Source organism: Orbaceae bacterium BiB, assembly GCA_036251205.1.
GTDB classification, from domain to species: Bacteria; Pseudomonadota; Gammaproteobacteria; order Enterobacterales; family Orbaceae; genus Orbus; species Orbus mooreae.
In genome coordinates this window covers 719,847-737,434 of the sequence record CP133958.1, presented here as the reverse complement: position 1 = coordinate 737,434, position 17,588 = coordinate 719,847, and the positions used below count along the sequence as shown (strand labels likewise).

Here is a 17,588-nt window from a genome sequence, read left to right as displayed (position 1 = left end):
AATGATGACTAAACCAACTTTAAACGAATTTATGGCTACCCGTCCAGAGGGTACTTTAGAGAAAATTGCTCAGGATTATCAAGTTTCATTATTAGAGGTGATTAAGGCAAGTAGTGAACACCATCTTATTTCTGGACGCTATTTTGAGCATATTTGGAATGAAGTCATTAATTGGGGAAAAATAACCATATTAGTTAATACTCCTGATATTATTTTTGAATTTGCAGGCAACCTACCAACAGCCTCTTCTCGACATGGCTATTATAATATGCAGGGTAAAGAGGGGTTTAGCGGCCATATAAAATCAGACAATTGTCAGTATATTGCTTTTGTTGAACGAAAATTTATGGGGAGTGATACCGCTGGTATTATTTTTATTAATGGTAGCGGTGAAGCGATGTTTAAAATTTTTGTCGGTCGTGATGAACAACGTAATTTACTGCAAAGCCAACTTAGTGCATTTCGAAAATTAGCACAGATAAAAGAGGAATCTTAATGCGTTGTTTATTAATTTTTGGAGCTAGTCGTGGTACTGGTGCTCAGGTGGTTAAATATGCACAGCAGCAAGGGTATCGTTGTGTTGCAGTAGTAAGAAATAAAGAGAGCTATGACTATTTACAGTCCTTAGGAGTGGAAGTTATTTTGGGGGATGCAAATGATGAGCAGGTGGTTACGCAAGCCTGTTCATTAGCTGGAACTGACTGTACCATTATTTCGACATTAGGTGGTAAGCAAGCCAATTATCAACCACAGTGCAATATTATTAACCATGCCGAAAAGCAGGGGATTAAACGTATGATATTGGTGAGTTCATTAGGTTGTGGCGATAGTTGGGTGACCCTGAGTAAACGGGCTAAACAAGCATTTGGTAACTCCGTAAGGGAGAAGACGTTTGCTGAAGTGTGGCTACAGACCAGCCAATTAGATTATTGTATTTTTCGACCCGGTGGATTAATGGATGGGGAACCAACTCATCATGCACAGTGTTATGTGCAACAGGAAGTTCATGGTTATATTATGCGTAGTGATCTAGCATTAGCTATTTTACAGCGGGCTGCACAACCTTCATTGCAAGCCGCTATTTTTTCGATTATTGATCCTCAGCTAATTGTCGAGCGCAATAAGTAGCCGAGTTTTGTCATGATGAGTGATTATCAATGAAAAAACAGTACATCATTTATGGATTAGCGGTTACTTTGATGGTAGCTATTATCAGCTCCGTAAATATTGGTGCATTATCATTATCATTTAGTGATTTGCTATCGTTACCTCTTAGTGATCCTTTATGGGATATTTGGCTCAATATCCGTTTACCGCGAGTCTTTTTAGCTGTCTTAATTGGTATTGCTTTAGCAACTTCAGGCGTTGTTATGCAGGGGTTATTTCGTAACCCCTTAGCGGATGCCGGACTGCTAGGGATTAGTAGTGGTGCGGCGCTATTTGTTGGTTTATTGATTGTTGTTCCTGTGAGTTTACCTGCTTTTCTTACACTATATGGACAGATTATTGCTGGTTTCATTGGTGGTTTAGTTATCTGTTGTCTTATTTATGTTTTAAGTCATAGTCGTAATAATTCAACGACCAAATTATTATTGGCGGGGATTGCGATAAATGCCTTAGCCGCTTCATTAATTGGTATTCTCAGTTATATTGCCGATGATCAGCAGTTACGCCAATTTTCCTTATGGACTATGGGACATTTAGGTAAAGGGCAATGGCAATATGTGGGTGTTTCAGCACTGTTCATTATTCCAGCGACGATATTGATTTTATCGATGAGTCATTCGCTTAATCTTCTGCAATTAGGCGATGAAGATGCTCATTATTTAGGGGTAAATGTTCAGCAAACTAAACGCCGACTATTGCTTTTAAGTGCACTACTTATTGGTACAGCAGTTTCCCTGAGTGGTATTATTGCTTTTGTTGGTTTGGCTGTTCCGCATATGTTACGTTTAAAAGTTGGCGCTGATCACCGTTTATTAGTACCTGCGACAATTTTAGGTGGTGGCTGCTTACTACTCGTTGCTGATACGATTGCACGTATTGCAGTTGCTCCTAACGAGATGCCCGTCGGCTTATTAACTAGCTTAATTGGCGGTCCTTATTTTATGTGGCTTATTTTAAGAAAAAAAGGAACCCTATAATGTTGCAAGCGGAGCACCTTTCTTATCAAATTGGTGGTGAGACATTAATTGACGATGTTTCATTGACTATCGGAAAAGGAGAGTTAGTGGTCATCATTGGGACTAATGGGGCCGGTAAATCCACACTATTGCGGTTATTAACTGGTTTTTTAACCCCAACGGACGGGGAGTGTCGATTACTTGGCAAGCCCTTAAAACAGTGGTGTCATCAATCTTTAGCTCAAGTGAGAACAGTGATGCGACAAAATAGCCACATTGCTTTTCCCTTTTCAGCAAAAGAGGTGATAGCGATGGGAAGATCACCTTATGGTTCGGTAAATCTGCAAAATGCGTTAGCTGATGTGATAGCGAAAACCCATTGCCAAACACTTTGCCACAAAAATTATCAACAATTATCAGGCGGAGAGCAGCAGCGGGTACAGTTGGCTCGAGTTTTAGTTCAACTATGGTCAGCTAAATCAGAACCTAGATTACTGTTTTTAGATGAGCCAACATCTGCGCTTGATCTCTATCATCAACAACAGATGTTACGTCTACTCAAAACATTAACAGAAAAAAACTCATATAGTATTTGCTGCATTTTGCATGATCTTAATTTAGCTGCTTTATATGCAGATCGAATTTTTTTACTTCATGATGGTAAATTAGTCGCACAAGGCGGTGTTAAAGACGTTTTATCAACAGAGATTTTAACTCAATGGTATAAAGCAGATTTATCAGTCGGTTATCATGATCAATGCCCCGTTCCTCATGTTTTTTTGACACCATAATTCTACAAATACACTTGATTAATACTTTTGTTGGCTATGTTGTACTAAAAATTGCGACATTGGACACATATTTATCTTAATACGAAAAATTAATAATTATACGGTTCATTATTGTGTTAGGGTATTAATCTCATTTAACCATTATACTAATTCGAAGATAACGAGGGTTATGATCATGACATCATTATCTAAAATAACGTGGTCGTGTCGGCGAGGAATGAAAGAACTCGAACTGTATTTACTACCGTTTGTTGAAAATAATTTTTGTTTATTAAATGAACAGCAAATTATTTATCTTGAACAGTTGCTAGCACTTGATGATTTGGTTCTCTTTGCGTGTTTTTTTGAGCAAGAGAAGTTGACAAATCCTCATCAACAAGCATTAGTTAATTTAATCAAATTATATCATCAATAGCATGTGGCGAGCTGAATTAATCAATTCAGTTAAACAACGCTATTTGGTGACGTTATTTTATCTATTACTGATTATGGCTTTGATGCATAATTTAGCGGATACTATTTTGGATGATCTTCTATTTGTACTGATTATTTTAGTAATTTATCAGTGGTGGAAAGGTATTTGTTATTTAAAAACAATTCGTGGTGAACTAGCACTGTTTTACCACAAAAATCAGTTATATTGGTCACGTCAGCGATGGGATATTGTTAAACCCCCTCTCTTTTTTCGTTATGCAATCATTATTCATCTTATTTCAAAACGTAATAGGAAAAAACGAGTTTTATTCTTAATGGATGATAGTTTTAATTGTCAAGATTGGCATAGCCTACACTATTTTTTACATCATAATGAAAGCCTTCGAAAAAACAATAATCAGTGATTTATTTAATTTTTATTCGTATTTTAAATTAGGAAAATAATTTCCCATTAAATTATGCTGACTGCAGAAGCTTAGCTAGCATCTCGGTTAGAGATGCTTGATAAAGCGCGAGCTTTTGGGGAAATATTCAGTCAGGTAAGTAAGACTCGATTAAGACGTCTTAAATCCGTTAATGGTCGGCTGCCAATTGATTCAACAATAGTATTTCGTGACGGAAGTAACTCGATAATAAAAGAGAATTAAACATTTTTAATATTGAAAAATATTGAGTTCTCTATTTTTATACTAAAATCACATATTACAATAAAAAAATAACGAAAAACTCCATTGTTTACTCTGACTTACTGTCTAATCCTAATTGGTAAAGCTGGTTTTTTTTGAGTCCATACATATCAGCAACAATTGCAGCCGCTTTTTTTAATGGTAGCTCTTGTTGCAGCCGTTTAAGCAGTTTTATGGCATCCGGATCTAACTCTTGTGCAAGATCTTTTTTATAGCCTTCAAGGATCAGGACAAATTCCCCTTTTTGACGATTTTCATCTTCATTAAGCCATGTAATTAGTTGATGTACAGGGCAACGAATAATGGTTTCCCAAGATTTAGTGAGCTCTTTTGCTAATACGAGTAATTTTTCTTGACCAAAAACCTGTTCAATATCTTGTAGACTATCCATAATCCGGTGAGTCGATTCATAAAAAACCAATGTTCTAGGCTCTTCAAGCAAACTATTTAAGTATTCAATTCGTGCCTTACTTTTTGCTGGTAAGAAACCTTCATAGCAGAATCGATCGGTTGGCAAGCCCGATGCACATAATGCAGCAATCGCAGCACAAGCACCAGGTACTGGCACAACGCGAATATTATTTTCGTGACAACATTTAACTAAGTGATAACCCGGATCGTTGATTAGCGGCGTTCCTGCATCGGAGATAAGTGCAATGGATAACCCTGATTGTAGTTTCTCAACCAACTGAGCGGCTTTTTGTTGTTCATTGTGGTCGTGTAGTGGGTACAGTTTAGCTTGAATAGCCAAATGCTGTAATAAAATACCACTATGCCTCGTATCTTCAGCTGCAACGAGATCAACATGTTTTAAGATATCAATGGCACGTAGTGTTATGTCGCCCAAATTACCGATTGGAGTAGCAACAATATAGAGTGTAGCGGGTTGAATAATAGTTGATGATGTCATAATTACTGTAAGTTAGAGCTCATTTTGCTATTAAATTAGCACAAAAAAAGCGGAGTTCCGAGTAATTATTATATATGATATAAAACAGGTGATTATTAACTGTTAATAATGATTATACTAATAAGCATTCATTATCATGTTTTTTTGTATAATACGTGTATAATAATTGCAGCTTAAACTGAGTTTTTTGTTAATTAACGTTAAACTAGTTAATAAAATAAATAAAAATATGTTAGGGAGTATTGCTTTGATAACGCAAGATAATCTAAAAATAAATCGTAATTTTGCTAAAATATCGTCTATTAGTCTATTAGCTTTTTCGTTAATTGCCTGTTCACAAACTAATTCAGCACAAATTAAAGATTTATCTGATTCACCATCGTCGACAGTTAGGTCGAATAATAATAGTACCTCATATGATAGTTCATCTGCCTATGTTGCGCCGCCGAAGAATATTACTGCAGGATCGGTTAATACCACTAATAACGTTAATACTTCAACCTCTACAGTGAAATCTAATGGCAATATAGTTACGACAACGCAAGAGCGTATAGTTTATAATCGTAATTATGATGAGATTCCAAAAGGTGGTTATAAAGATAACTCATATACTGTGCAACGCGGCGATACACTGTTTTATGTCGCGTGGATCACCGGGAATGATTTCCGTTCATTAGCAGCTAAAAATAATATTGCGGCACCTTATGAATTAAGTGTCGGTCAGGTATTGGATGTGAGCGGCGGCACAACTGTTGTTGTTACACAGCAGACTACTACGAATGCTAACACCGCAAAACCAATCGCAACAACGACTACCACCACAACAACAACATCAAGTAAAATTCAGCCGCCAACGCAAGTTACTACAACTGCGACTAAAACTGAGTCGACGACGGCAAGCACTGCAGTGACTAGTCCATCGGCAACGGTTGCTAATATTACTTGGCAATGGCCAGTAAAAGGTAAGTTAATCGAAACATTTTCAAACTCAACTAAAGGGATTGATATTGCTGGTTCATTAGGTGATAGTATTCAAGCTGCAGCAGCAGGTCGAGTGGTTTATGCCGGTAATGCTTTACCAGGTTATGGTAATTTAATTATTATTAAACACAATGATGATTATTTAACTGCTTATGCTCATAACCAAAGCATTTTAGTTAAAGAACAACAAGATGTTAAAGCTGGACAACAGATTGCAACAATGGGTAATACAGGGACAAGCTCAGTGCGTTTACATTTTGAAATTCGTTACCAAGCAAAATCAGTAGATCCATTGAAGTTTTTACCTAAACAGTAAGATTTAAATAATAAAAGTAAGTAAAGTGTGAGCGTGTTTGTAACATAATAGAATTAATTAACTAAGGAGTTATCCATGGCAGTAAAAAAATTAGTTTTAATCAGACACGGTGAGAGTGAGTGGAATAAAGAGAATCGTTTTTGTGGTTGGACTGATGTTGAGCTTTCAGCAAAAGGTAACCAAGAAGCGATCGATGCCGGAAAGTTATTAAAAGCAGAAGGCTATCAGTTTGATTTAGCCTTTACGTCTGTATTAAAACGTGCAATTCATACTTTATGGCTTGTTCTCGATGGCGTTGAACAAGCTTGGTTACCGGTTGAAAAGGATTGGCGTTTAAATGAACGTCATTACGGTGCTTTGCAAGGTTTAAATAAAGCTGAAACGGCTGCTAAATATGGTGATGAGCAAGTTAAACTTTGGCGTCGAGGTTTTGCAATTACACCACCTGCATTAGAAAAATCAGATGAACGTTATCCTGGTCATGATGTGCGTTATCATAATTTATCAGATTCAGAGTTACCTTTAACAGAAAGTTTAGCTCTAACTATCGAACGTGTGATCCCGTACTGGAAATCGGCAATTGAGCCAAAAGTAGCTAAAGGTGAACGCGTTATTATTGCTGCTCACGGTAACTCTTTGCGTGCACTAGTGAAATATCTTGATAATATCGGTGATGATGAAATTGTTGAACTTAATATTCCAACGGGTGTACCGTTAGTTTATGAGTTTGATGATAAGATGAAGGTAATTAAGCATTACTATTTAGGCGATGCTGAGGCGATTGCAGCTAAAGCAGCAGCAGTAGCGAATCAAGGTAAAGCTAAATAGTTATTTGGTATCAGGTTAGTCAATATAAGCCCAATTAGATTGGGCTTTTTTATTGTTGGTTTTAATTGGTTTTAGCAATATAACCAGAGAAAGGTCAACCATTCATCATTACCGGTAGTATAATTGTTGTTATCGCATTTAAATTTTATTATTAATTATATCGTTAGGAGCTAATTAATTAACAAGTTATCACTAATGTCTGTTTCGCGATAGTTTCAACCAACTCTTTATCGGCAATTGAATTGGTAATTAAGGCCGTAATACTATTCCAATCGCAAATTTTATATAAACTTTTGCGAGTAAACTTAGTATAGTCACCCAAAATATACTTCTTATCAGAATGGGCAATAATAGCCTTATCTACATAAGCGTCAGAGGAAGATGGGCTAGAAGGGCCTTGTAGATTACTAAATCCATCTGTACCTAAAAAACAGATATCAACTTGAATTTCATTAATCATTGATACAGTCCATCCCCCACATACCGATGAGCTCTTATCACGTAGCTCACCACCAAATAGAAAAACTTGGTTATTAGATTGTATCAGTAAGGATGCAACAGGTAGTGAATCAGTAAAGATTTTGAAGCCAGATTTAATTGATAATAACTTGGCTAATTCTAAGGTTGAGCTACCAGTACCAATAATGATGGAACTATTGTTTGGTATCAGTTCAAGTGCTTTTCTGGCGATTACTTTTTTAAAACTAATGTTCTCTTTTTCTCGTACTTGAAAAGAGTTTTCAATCGAATTTTGCTTTAACGTTGCGCCACCATGACTTTTGACCAAAAAACCACGTTCTTCTAAATAGGTTAAATCTTTACGAATTGTTTCATAAGTGACATCGTATTTTTTAGCTAACTCACTCACATAAACGACACCTTGCGTAATAAGTTCTTCTAAAATGACTTCTCTTCTCTCATCCATTAATAACATCGTATTCAACCTTTGTACTTGGATAGCTCCTTATTTTTAATGTGTTAAATCATATCACAAAATACCAGTAACAATAAAACACAAAAATTAATTTGGTTTTAATTGGTTTATTTGTCATTATTAAACAATAGATTATGAAAAATGTGATTTAGATCACTATTGACAGTCAACTAAAGCCAATTGTAATATTGGCTAACTTAGTCACAGAATAGGAGAAAGTGATGTTAACTAAGATTGCCATAGCAAGTGATGATTTAGGATTTGAATTTAAAGAGGAGCTAAAAAAATACTTAATTGAACATAAAAATGCTGAGATTGTTTATGATCCTGTAAAATTAAAGGAAAATGGCATAAATACCTTTGCTCAATTAGCTGATGAAATGTCGATTCTGATTCAAAAAGATGTCTGTCGCTTAGGTATTTATATTTGTGGCACAGGAATTGGTTTTACTTGTCAAGCCAATAAACACTGGGGAATTAGAGCTGTTGCGGTGACTAATCCTTATTCAGCAAAACGAGCCAGACTAAGCAATAATGCTCAAATTATTGGACTTGGTTGTCGAGTCAATAGTTTAGAGTATGCAAAAACAGTATTAGATGCTTGGTATGATGAAGCCTTTGATTTTAAGACTGCAAGGGAAAATTCAAAAAAGAATCTTTTAGCCGCTGAAAAAAATGATAATGAATTATTAATTAAACCTGCTCATGTTGCATGGAACATGGGTTTTAGACCTGATGATAAAAACTGAGAGGCTAAATAGTATGGAATTTATAACACAATTTATTAATGATTTAGGTAATTTTATCTTCATCCCTGTGATTTTTTTATTTCTATTATTGGCATTAGGACGACCGTTATCTGAATGTATTTCATCTGCTATGAAAGTGGGTATCGGTTTTATTGCATTAACGATGACAATCCGCTTTATGTTAGAAAAAATGGCACCAGCAGTTACAGGTCTTGCTGCAAGTACCGACTCATCTTTAAGTGCAATTGATGTCGGTGGTGCAGCTACTGCCGTAATGGGATTTGGTTCTAGTTTAGGACCAATTATTATTCCGTTATGTGTTGCGGTGAATGTGATACTACTTCTGGTCCGTATCACTGATTGCGTGAATGTTGATGTATTTAACCTTCATCAAAATGCTTCAATGGGTGCCATTATTTATGCTTTTTCTGGTAGCTTTTTATATGGTGTATTAAGTGCTGCACTATTACATGTTTGGGCATTAATTGCTGCAGATCTTGGGGCAAAAAATAATGAGAAATTTTTTAATTTACCAAAAGGTGTCTCAATCTCTCATCCTGTTGCGAATACTTACTTGATGTTTGCTTACCCATTTAACTGGATTTATGATCGTATCCCTGGATTTAGAAATTTGAATGTAACCGCAGAAAGTATTCAAAAACGTTTTGGTATACTTGGTGATCCAATTACAGTCGGTTTTATTATTGGTGTGTTATTAGGATTTGCTGGTTATGATTGGTCTGTTCCTTATGAAACCGTTATTGCAAGTATTCAGTTAGGAATGTATTTAGCTGCTGTTATGCTGTTATTACCAAGAATGACATCAATTATGATGGAAGGTTTAGTGCCTTTATCAAATGTAGTTCGTAAAAAACTGGTTAAACGTTTCCCTAAGCGAGATATTACCGTTGGCATGGATACAGCATTAATCATTGGTCATCCATCCGTGATTGCACCAGCTTTATTATTGATTCCAGTTATTGTTATTCTTGCGGTTATTTTACCTGGGAATAAAGTGATGCCTCTTGGTGATTTATCACAATTTGTATTCTTTATTGCTTGTATGGTGCCAGTATTTAAAGGCAATATTATTCGAACGTGGGTTACCTCTATTTTCTTATTTGGTGGTGGTTTATACATCGCTTCATGGATGACGCCAGCAACCAATGAAGTCTTTCAAAAATTTGGGACAGATCCTGATGCTAGCGTGATGTATACGTCATTAAACCCATCAGCGAATCCGTTTACGGGTCTATTCGCCGCGATGAGTTATATTGGAATATTTGGCTATGCGTTAGTTGGATTAATTTTGTTATCAGTCGGATATTTATTAAAGAAAAAAGCGCATAAACAGTTAAAAGTTAGCGCTGAACAAGAGTAGTTATTCAATTATTTAAAGAGGGACTTGTAAATGAAAAAAATTCTAGTTGTGTGTGGTAATGGTATCGCTTCATCGTCAATTATGGTATCGGTTTTGCAAGATTTTTTGAAAGAAGAAAAATTAGTTGCTCAAGTAGATAAATCTTCATTAATGGCTTGTTCAACCGATACATTTAATAGTTATGATTTAGTTGTCTCATCAACCAAATTAGATAATCCAGGTATTATAACTCCGGTTATTGTTGGAGCTGGATTATTAACAGGTCTTGGCGAAGAGGAAATTTTTGCGGCAGTTAAAGCTGAAATATTAAAATAGGTAATGTTGATGAATATTCATATATTAGTTAATGATGGTAACGATGACATTACGGATTATCAAAGTGCGATTAAATGTGCTGGTAATGCACTATTAGTCAACGAAGATATTTATCAAGATTATATTCAAGCTTGTATTGATCGTGAACAAAACTTTCCGACAGGATTATTATTGGGTAATGGTGTTGGTATTGCAATACCCCATGCGAATGCGGAGTTAGTTAGAAATAGCAGTATCAGTATTGTTCGATTGAAAAATAGTGTTGCTTTCGGATTAATGGAGGATGCTTCGTTAAGTGTCGATTGTCGATTAGTTTTCAATTTGGCTTTAGCATCAGGAGAGCAACATATCACGATTTTAAGAAAACTTGTAAGAGCATTTCAAAACGACTCTTTTATTACAAACTGCTCAAGCATGAGTAAAGAAGAGTTAGTTAAAATGGTGTATGAACTACTGCAAAATGCATAATTGGGTATAAAACCATTAGCGTCTAATTGACGCTTTTTTTATTGATATATCTGCTATTTGCTAAAATAGTTGGAGCATAAATGGACAATATTTTTAAAATTATTAAAGAAATAGGTCAATTAAGCGAAAAAATTGATTCACAACAAGTTAAGTTGTTGATTCAGTCAATTCGTCAAAGTAAACATATTTTTCTGACTGGCGCAGGTCGATCAGGTGTGGTAATTAACGCATTTGCTAACCGTTTAATGCATTTAGGCTATTCGGTAAGTGTAGTTGGTGAGATAACATCTCCTCACTCTAAGCCTCAAGATTTAATGCTTATTGGCTCTGGTTCAGGTGAAACGATTCGTCTTGTTGAGCAAGCTAAATTGGCTAAAGCAAATCATATTAAACTTGTTTTAATTACCGCTAATGCGAATTCAACGTTGGCTAAGTTAGCGGACTGTGTTGTAATTATTCCATTTGATAATCATCAATCAGTTCAACCAATGGGCACATTATTTGAACAAACATCGTTTTTATTATATGACAGTATTATTTTGTCATTAATGTCCGCACAAGGTGAAACATCACGATCGATGAAGCAGAGACACGCTGATATTGAATAACTCAAACTCAGTAATCTTGCTTGCATAGTTTTCATTAATTTCATCAAGTTGCTTATTTTAGATCAACTTTTATTCTAAATTTGTGACAGTGGTCGCATCATTTTTAATATCCTTATGGCATATTAGCTGAAACGATTCAGTTATTCAACAGCAAGGGGAAATTCCAATGAAAATTAAGTTGCTTTCGTGTGCAGTCATTTTAGGTTTAATTTCTGGTAGCGTAATGGCTAAAGAGTTTGTGCTAATTGATAATGAAAAAGGTATTGCAAAAGGCAATTGGTCTATTTCAGATAAAGATGTTAGCGTAAAAGGTAAAACATTTAAGGTTGAAAATACCGTATTACAAGGTGGTAAACAACAAGGTTCAGAAGTGATTACTATTAGTAGTGGTGATTTCTCGATAAAACTCAGTCCAACTCGCGGTATGGGCATTTTAGCCGTTGAAGGTGATGGTATTCGCATGGGATGGGACTCTCCTGTCGATGAAGTGGTTAATCCAGCTAATATCAATTTAGAAAGCCGCGGCGGGATTGGTTGGTTAGATGGTTTTAATGAAATGATGGTTCGTTGTGGTTTTGAGTGGACAGGTCATGCTGTAGCGGCAGACGGTATGATGTATACTTTACATGGTCGTGCAGCTAATACACCGGTATCAAAATTGATTGTTGATATTGATGAAAATGCGCCATATACCATTACTGTGAAGGGTTTAATTAAAGAAAATACGTTCAAAAAAAGTAATTTAGAAACTTGGGCATCATTAAGCTATGTACCAGGTGAACGCTCTTTTACTGTTCATGATGTCGTAACTAATCAAGGCGACTATACTCGCGATTATCAAATTATTTACCACAGTAATTATGGTACGCCAATTTTAGGTGAGGGTGCTCAGTTTATTGCACCAGTTAAAGAGATCTCTCCATTTAACGATTATGCAAAATTAGGGTTACAAGATTGGACAACTTATTTAGGACCAACACAAGGTTTTGATGAGATGGTCTTTAATGTTTATCCTTATGCTAACGACAAGGGACAAACTCAGGTTATGGTGGCAAGCCAAGATGGTACGAAGGGGGCTGGTATTTCATTTAATGTTAAACAGTTGCCAGTGTTGTCATTATGGAAAAATACAGATACCCTTAAACAGGGTTATGTTACCGGTCTAGAACCAGGCACCAGTTTTGCTTACCCAGTCACGATTGAACGAGAACAAAAACGCGTTCGTCAGCTGGAACCAGGGCAGAGCGCAACATTCACGTTAGTTTATAGCTTACTATCAGATAAAAAAGCTGTAGACACTTATAAACAACAGATTAAAGCTATTCAAGGTGATCGATTAACAACCGTTGTCGAACAACCAATAGCTTATGAATAAAAAAGTTTTATAATTTACCCCATCGGTTGATGGGGTATTTTTAATTCGTGGAATTATACAAAATAGACAGCCATAATTATAGTTTAGATAGAGCACCAGTTATAAAAAAGTATTCAATAAACAACTATAGATTTTACCTAATTACCCCAGAATATTTGAGAAAATAAAATTAGAGTTATAGGTGTTATTTTTGTTTCGTAAGTGTTACTATGTAGGGACTAGTTATTCGACACAAATATATGCATTTTAATTTTCTTTAGGCTTAATAAGGAGAAGGTAATGAGGTTAAGTAAGCTAGTTAGTTTAGGTTTAATGATAATGCTACCGGTTTCGTTTACGGCTCTTGCTTGCTCTAGTTTGGCGATCAGTGATAAAAACAACAATGTATATCATGGCCGGACATTGGAGTTAAGCGATGATTTACCCTCTTGGATAACGTACTATCCAAAAAGCACTTTCTTTCAAAAGTTGTCACCAAATGGTTCAAATGCCATTAGTTATAGTTCAAAATATGCTATTTTAGCAATTACTACTGATGTTTATAATGATGGCGATCAGCATAATATGTTTCAGGGGTTAAATGATCAGGGATTATCTTTTAGCGCTAATATGATCTCTAATTTTAATTTAGCACCAATTGCAGTATCCGATTATGAACATTCAATTCCTTATACATCATTAGGTGAGTGGGCTTTATCTAATTTTTCAACAACCAAGCAAGTTGCTGAAGCAATGAAATCAGCTAAGTTTTGGGCTCCTGTTTTAGACGCATTTGGCGGAATTCAATCACCTTTTCATTTTGTGTTCTATGATAAAACGGGGAATAGTATTGTTATTGAAGCCTCAAATGGTCAGTTAAAGGTCTATGATAATCCGACCAAAGTAATGACTAACGGACCGAGTTTCCCATGGCATTTAGAGAACCTAAATAATTATACCCAATTAAATAATGTTGACCACTCTACGTCGGTTTTCGGTAATATCAGAGTAACTCAACCGGATAGTGGTATCGCTGTGGCCGCGCTACCATCTTCAGACACTTCGGTTGGACGGTTCATTCGAGCTGTGTATTATACTTCATATGCACCAAAAGTTAATAATCCAAGTGATGCGATGAATGTACTTGCCCACATTATGAATCGTTTTGATCGATTAAAAGATATTACTGTTGATGACTCTATTAATGAGTCTTCAGAAAAGACAACAATACAATCATCTGAATATACTGTTTGGACCAGTTTGTCTGACTTAAGTGGTGGCAATATAATGGTTAGAGGATATAATGATATTAATTATAGCCAATATTCATTGGAACAGTATAAAAATAGTCAAAGCGCTGTTTTTGTACAGATAAACACCAATAAATTGTAGTAAGTATCATCGTGATAAGAGTACTATTTTATTTATTTAAGTACTCTTATTTTCTATTATTTCAAATCACACTGTCAGATTACTTTGCCATTGTATTTGTAGACCATGAAAAGATGATGAAAAGATTATTTCTATACTTAGTTTACTCTTTTGTGTATGTAACTATTTAGCAAATCTAATTATTTTATATGAAAAAATATCTATTGATTTTATTGATGACTGTCTTTTTGACATCTTGTAAACAGGAAGGACCTCCCGTTGTTGTTTTTTTAGGCAGTTATTTTCCTTCTTGGATTTTTTATTTTATAGCCAGTATTATTCTAGTACTACTTGCCCGCATTTTACTTATAAAAATCAGCATTGATCAATTAATTAACTATAAGCCTATACTTTATATCTCATTAGTTGCTATTTTTGCTTTTTTATTTTCATTATTATTCTCTTAAATAAATGGTTAATTTTATGAAAAATTTAATAAAAGAGAACAAAAAAAAGAAAATTGCTACTCTTGTTGTAATCATTGTGCTTTTTATTGCGATTTTTTGTTCGCGTTATTGGTTTAATTCTATCATTACTAATCCACTATCTGAAGATGCGATTGTTAATGCTGATACAATCAGTGTTTCATCAACAGTACCAGGTCGAATAACCAATATTTACGTAAAAGATAATAGTAAGGTAAAAAAAGGTGACTTACTTTTTTCAATTGAAAAAATGCCTTATCTTATTCGTTTATCTCAGGCAAAATCTGCACTGGTAATGGCTGAGGCAACATTAAATACTAAAAAGAAAAATATCATAGCTGAAGAGTCTAATTATGATATTAGTAACAAGCAAATTAATCGGGCAAAAACCAACTTAGAGCTGGCAACAGATACATTAGCAAGGTTAGAGCCGTTGCTGGCAAAAGGTTATGTAACTAAACAACAAGTTGATGATGCTCGTACATTAAAAAGTGATGCACAACTCAGTTATCAGCAAGCATTAAGTCAGGCTGTTGCAGCAGAAGCTTTAGTTAATAATACCGATATTGAACAAGCATTAGTCGAAGCAAGACGTAGCGAGGTTGAGTTTGCACAATGGGAGCTGGAAAATACCGACATTTTTGCCCCGAGTAATGGACTTATCTCTGGACTAAATACCTCTGTAGGGCAATTTGTTATTTCTGGTCAGTCTGTTTTCACGCTTATTGATACAGATCAATGGTACGTGTCTGCATATTATCGAGAAACAGAACTCGAACATATTCGATTAAATAGTTGTGTAAAAGTTTATGCGATGACCAATAAAAATCAGTTAATAAAAGGCTATGTTCAAGGGATTGGCTGGGGAGTTACTTCAACTGAATTAATCGATATTCCGACTAAATTACCTTATATTCCTAAATCATTAAACTGGGTTCATGTTGAGCAACGATTTCCTGTGAGAATTAATCTGATTGATCCACCAGAAGAGCTAATGAGAGTAGGAGCATCAGCAATATCGATAATACAAAATGAAGTTTGCACCGCTTTCTAATATAACGGAGATATTTCCTGGTCGATATGCTTTAACTTGGCGTATCGCGCTATTGTGTGCATTAATGGCTGTTTTTGCCATGGTTTACGAGATCCCTGAATCGGCTATTAGCTGCTATTTGATTATCTATTTAATGAAAATAGATGCAAACGAAAATATTGTTATGGCGATTGCAATTATAATTTTACTTTCGTTAACCGTCTTTTTTATTTTTATTATTATCAATTTGACGATTAATAGTCCTTTTTTGCGTTTTATTACTATTTTTTGTTGTTCATATTTGTTGGTATTTTTGGGCGCCATGTTTAATGTGACGCGAATTGGTAATCTACTTGCATTAGTTGTCGCGTTTTTGCTCACACTGATAAGCGATGTGCCAACCGGTGAAATTGCTACAAGGGGACTGCTTTATGCCTTGTTAATGGCTGCTTCACCGATGTTTTTAATGATTCTCTTTAATGGTGTGATCGGTAAGAAAAGTCAAACAATATTAATCGAAAAATATCTATATCGATTGTCGATTGTGCAAGATATCATAAAAGAGCCTGCAAATAATAAATATAAATTTGATCTATTATTGAAGGATAGTACATTAGATTGTGAATCGCATTTGAAAATCATAAAAATATTTCACCTTCAATCAAAAGAAAAATTGCGTTGGCTAGAACACATTAATAAACAAACTCACCGATTACTTGCGCTGGCAACAATTATTCCGAGAGATACTTCAATCGAAACAAGAACTATTTTAAGCGACTATTGTCAGAAATTACGAGTAATGATTAATACAAATCAAATGGATATCAATGTTGCTGAGCTGGATGATAATTTAGTAGTACATGAATTATGTAATACGTTGAATGAATTCTCAATAATTCCCGAAGAAAGTGTAAAAAAGAGACTACCTAAAAAAAAGGATATAAATCATTATTCTAAATTACGTTATCACGCTTTTGCTTTTAAGGTTACTATTTCTGCTATCATTTGTTACTGCATATATACTATAACTGATTGGCAAGGTATTCATACAGCAATGATTACATGCTATGTTGTGGCACTAGGTACAACAGCAGAAACTATACATAAATTACTATTGAGAATTATGGGATGCCTATTGGGGGCTTTAATGGGGGTATTGACCATTATTTATATTGTTCCCGATCTACAAACAATAGCTGCACTATTTATATTAATTTTTATCGGCATGTTATTACCATCATGGATAACGGTAGGTAGTGAGTTATTTTCCTATGCTGGAGTTCAAATTGGTTTAGCATTCTTATTAACCGTATTAAATGGTTTTTCGCCAAGTACTGATTTAGTAGTAGCACAAGATCGTATATTAGGTATTCTTTTAGGTAATGTAGTCTGTTTTGTCATTTTTACTTATTTATGGCCAGTGTCACTATCAGCCAGTATCTATAATAAGCTTACTGATGTATTACGTTTGTCCTCGACTAATACTGTGAAGCGGCAACAAACAGATTTAGTTAATTTTATAAAATTGATCAATAAGATTAATAATATTGATTATGATATTAAATTAGTTATTTTTGATATTAATTTAATGAAATTATCAACAGATGAAGTTAAAGTAATATATATCCTGATTCGTAAATTATCTAAAGTAAATACACTATTATTGTTGCCTATCGCCGCAGTTAAAAAAGAGCGTTATCAAAATGAACTGTTACAATTTATTAAGAATAATGTAATTGATAGTGAAAATATCGCTAATATATATAAACTGAACAAACTGTTACATAGAAATATCATTTCTCTTTCAAAGGATATTTAAA

19 protein-coding genes are annotated in these 17,588 nt (G+C 34.8%); 17 read left to right on the top strand and 2 right to left on the bottom strand.

Going from position 1 to position 17,588, the window contains the following annotated elements; translation table 11 throughout:
* Position 1: 1 nt before the first annotated feature.
* The 6 genes from hutX (at position 2) to RHO11_03480 (ending at position 3,753) form a co-directional block, all read left to right on the top strand.
* Positions 2-496: a heme utilization cystosolic carrier protein HutX gene (gene hutX / locus RHO11_03505; GenBank protein WVD62205.1), complete on the top strand. Its 495-nt coding sequence runs from the start codon at positions 2-4 to the stop codon at positions 494-496.
* Positions 496-1,128, top strand: a complete 633-nt coding sequence (locus tag RHO11_03500; GenBank protein ID WVD62204.1) for an SDR family oxidoreductase — start codon at positions 496-498, stop codon at positions 1,126-1,128. Before hutX ends, RHO11_03500 begins: the two co-directional genes overlap by 1 nt.
* Before the next feature lie 29 nt (positions 1,129-1,157).
* Positions 1,158-2,144, top strand: a complete 987-nt coding sequence (locus RHO11_03495; protein WVD62203.1) for an iron ABC transporter permease — start codon at positions 1,158-1,160, stop codon at positions 2,142-2,144.
* Positions 2,144-2,914 (top strand): heme ABC transporter ATP-binding protein, encoded by a 771-nt coding sequence (locus RHO11_03490; protein ID WVD62202.1) that lies wholly within the window; start codon positions 2,144-2,146, stop codon positions 2,912-2,914. The genes RHO11_03495 and RHO11_03490 overlap by 1 nt, the downstream gene beginning before the upstream one ends.
* 175 nt (positions 2,915-3,089) lie before the next feature.
* Positions 3,090-3,329: a succinate dehydrogenase assembly factor 2 gene (locus tag RHO11_03485; protein WVD62201.1), complete on the top strand. Its 240-nt coding sequence runs from the start codon at positions 3,090-3,092 to the stop codon at positions 3,327-3,329.
* 1 nt (position 3,330) lies between these two features.
* On the top strand, positions 3,331-3,753 hold the full coding sequence (locus tag RHO11_03480; protein WVD62200.1) for a protein YgfX: 423 nt from the start codon (positions 3,331-3,333) through the stop codon (positions 3,751-3,753).
* 331 nt (positions 3,754-4,084) lie between these two features.
* Here the strand turns inward: RHO11_03480 and rsmI are convergent, their stop codons facing one another.
* Positions 4,085-4,945, bottom strand: coding sequence for a 16S rRNA (cytidine(1402)-2'-O)-methyltransferase (gene rsmI, locus RHO11_03475; protein ID WVD62199.1), 861 nt, complete (start codon positions 4,943-4,945; stop codon positions 4,085-4,087).
* A gap of 247 nt (positions 4,946-5,192) precedes the next feature.
* Here rsmI and nlpD point away from each other — a divergent pair, with 247 nt between their 5' ends.
* Entirely contained in the window at positions 5,193-6,242 is a 1,050-nt protein-coding gene (gene nlpD / locus RHO11_03470) for a murein hydrolase activator NlpD (protein ID WVD62198.1), read from the top strand.
* A gap of 75 nt (positions 6,243-6,317) precedes the next feature.
* Entirely contained in the window at positions 6,318-7,070 is a 753-nt protein-coding gene (gpmA, locus tag RHO11_03465) for a 2,3-diphosphoglycerate-dependent phosphoglycerate mutase (GenBank protein WVD62197.1), read from the top strand.
* A 178-nt stretch (positions 7,071-7,248) separates the two neighbouring features.
* Here the strand turns inward: gpmA and RHO11_03460 are convergent, their stop codons facing one another.
* On the bottom strand, positions 7,249-8,004 hold the full coding sequence (locus tag RHO11_03460; GenBank protein WVD62196.1) for a DeoR/GlpR family DNA-binding transcription regulator: 756 nt from the start codon (positions 8,002-8,004) through the stop codon (positions 7,249-7,251).
* Positions 8,005-8,225: 221 nt separating this feature from the next.
* On the opposite strand from RHO11_03460, the gene RHO11_03455 reads away from it, so the two are divergent.
* The 9 genes from RHO11_03455 to RHO11_03415 all read left to right on the top strand — a co-directional run bounded on the left by RHO11_03455 (position 8,226) and on the right by RHO11_03415 (position 17,587).
* Entirely contained in the window at positions 8,226-8,753 is a 528-nt protein-coding gene (locus RHO11_03455; protein ID WVD62195.1) for an RpiB/LacA/LacB family sugar-phosphate isomerase, read from the top strand.
* 13 nt (positions 8,754-8,766) lie between these two features.
* Positions 8,767-10,134 (top strand): PTS transporter subunit IIC, encoded by a 1,368-nt coding sequence (locus RHO11_03450; protein ID WVD62194.1) that lies wholly within the window; start codon positions 8,767-8,769, stop codon positions 10,132-10,134.
* Between the two features lie 30 nt (positions 10,135-10,164).
* Positions 10,165-10,449, top strand: coding sequence for a PTS galactitol transporter subunit IIB (locus tag RHO11_03445; GenBank protein WVD62193.1), 285 nt, complete (start codon positions 10,165-10,167; stop codon positions 10,447-10,449).
* A 9-nt stretch (positions 10,450-10,458) separates the two neighbouring features.
* A complete protein-coding gene (locus RHO11_03440; GenBank protein WVD62192.1) occupies positions 10,459-10,917 on the top strand; it encodes a PTS sugar transporter subunit IIA in 459 nt (152 codons plus the stop codon).
* 80 nt (positions 10,918-10,997) lie between these two features.
* Positions 10,998-11,525, top strand: a complete 528-nt coding sequence (hxlB, locus tag RHO11_03435; GenBank protein ID WVD62191.1) for a 6-phospho-3-hexuloisomerase — start codon at positions 10,998-11,000, stop codon at positions 11,523-11,525.
* A gap of 166 nt (positions 11,526-11,691) precedes the next feature.
* On the top strand, positions 11,692-12,900 hold the full coding sequence (locus RHO11_03430) for an aldose 1-epimerase family protein (protein ID WVD62190.1): 1,209 nt from the start codon (positions 11,692-11,694) through the stop codon (positions 12,898-12,900).
* Positions 12,901-13,179: 279 nt separating this feature from the next.
* Entirely contained in the window at positions 13,180-14,271 is a 1,092-nt protein-coding gene (locus RHO11_03425; GenBank protein WVD62189.1) for a linear amide C-N hydrolase, read from the top strand.
* 462 nt (positions 14,272-14,733) lie between these two features.
* Positions 14,734-15,789, top strand: a complete 1,056-nt coding sequence (mdtN, locus tag RHO11_03420; GenBank protein ID WVD62188.1) for a multidrug transporter subunit MdtN — start codon at positions 14,734-14,736, stop codon at positions 15,787-15,789.
* Positions 15,767-17,587: an FUSC family protein gene (locus RHO11_03415; GenBank protein ID WVD62187.1), complete on the top strand. Its 1,821-nt coding sequence runs from the start codon at positions 15,767-15,769 to the stop codon at positions 17,585-17,587. The genes mdtN and RHO11_03415 overlap by 23 nt, the downstream gene beginning before the upstream one ends.
* Position 17,588: the final 1 nt, after the last annotated feature.

What these genes read in the sequence shown, in the direction of transcription:
- rsmI (WVD62199.1), bottom strand. Translation starts at nt 4,945, where the DNA reads ATGACATCATCAACTATTATTCAACCCGCTACACTCTATATTGTTGCT.
- RHO11_03450 (WVD62194.1), top strand. Translation starts at nt 8,767, where the DNA reads ATGGAATTTATAACACAATTTATTAATGATTTAGGTAATTTTATCTTC.
- RHO11_03415 (WVD62187.1), top strand. Translation starts at nt 15,767, where the DNA reads ATGAAGTTTGCACCGCTTTCTAATATAACGGAGATATTTCCTGGTCGA.
- gpmA (WVD62197.1), top strand. Translation starts at nt 6,318, where the DNA reads ATGGCAGTAAAAAAATTAGTTTTAATCAGACACGGTGAGAGTGAGTGG.
- RHO11_03485 (WVD62201.1), top strand. Translation starts at nt 3,090, where the DNA reads ATGACATCATTATCTAAAATAACGTGGTCGTGTCGGCGAGGAATGAAA.
- RHO11_03490 (WVD62202.1), top strand. Translation starts at nt 2,144, where the DNA reads ATGTTGCAAGCGGAGCACCTTTCTTATCAAATTGGTGGTGAGACATTA.
- mdtN (WVD62188.1), top strand. Translation starts at nt 14,734, where the DNA reads ATGAAAAATTTAATAAAAGAGAACAAAAAAAAGAAAATTGCTACTCTT.
- hxlB (WVD62191.1), top strand. Translation starts at nt 10,998, where the DNA reads ATGGACAATATTTTTAAAATTATTAAAGAAATAGGTCAATTAAGCGAA.
- hutX (WVD62205.1), top strand. Translation starts at nt 2, where the DNA reads ATGATGACTAAACCAACTTTAAACGAATTTATGGCTACCCGTCCAGAG.
- RHO11_03480 (WVD62200.1), top strand. Translation starts at nt 3,331, where the DNA reads ATGTGGCGAGCTGAATTAATCAATTCAGTTAAACAACGCTATTTGGTG.
- RHO11_03445 (WVD62193.1), top strand. Translation starts at nt 10,165, where the DNA reads ATGAAAAAAATTCTAGTTGTGTGTGGTAATGGTATCGCTTCATCGTCA.
- RHO11_03425 (WVD62189.1), top strand. Translation starts at nt 13,180, where the DNA reads ATGAGGTTAAGTAAGCTAGTTAGTTTAGGTTTAATGATAATGCTACCG.
- RHO11_03430 (WVD62190.1), top strand. Translation starts at nt 11,692, where the DNA reads ATGAAAATTAAGTTGCTTTCGTGTGCAGTCATTTTAGGTTTAATTTCT.
- RHO11_03460 (WVD62196.1), bottom strand. Translation starts at nt 8,004, where the DNA reads ATGTTATTAATGGATGAGAGAAGAGAAGTCATTTTAGAAGAACTTATT.
- RHO11_03495 (WVD62203.1), top strand. Translation starts at nt 1,158, where the DNA reads ATGAAAAAACAGTACATCATTTATGGATTAGCGGTTACTTTGATGGTA.
- RHO11_03455 (WVD62195.1), top strand. Translation starts at nt 8,226, where the DNA reads ATGTTAACTAAGATTGCCATAGCAAGTGATGATTTAGGATTTGAATTT.
- RHO11_03440 (WVD62192.1), top strand. Translation starts at nt 10,459, where the DNA reads ATGAATATTCATATATTAGTTAATGATGGTAACGATGACATTACGGAT.
- RHO11_03500 (WVD62204.1), top strand. Translation starts at nt 496, where the DNA reads ATGCGTTGTTTATTAATTTTTGGAGCTAGTCGTGGTACTGGTGCTCAG.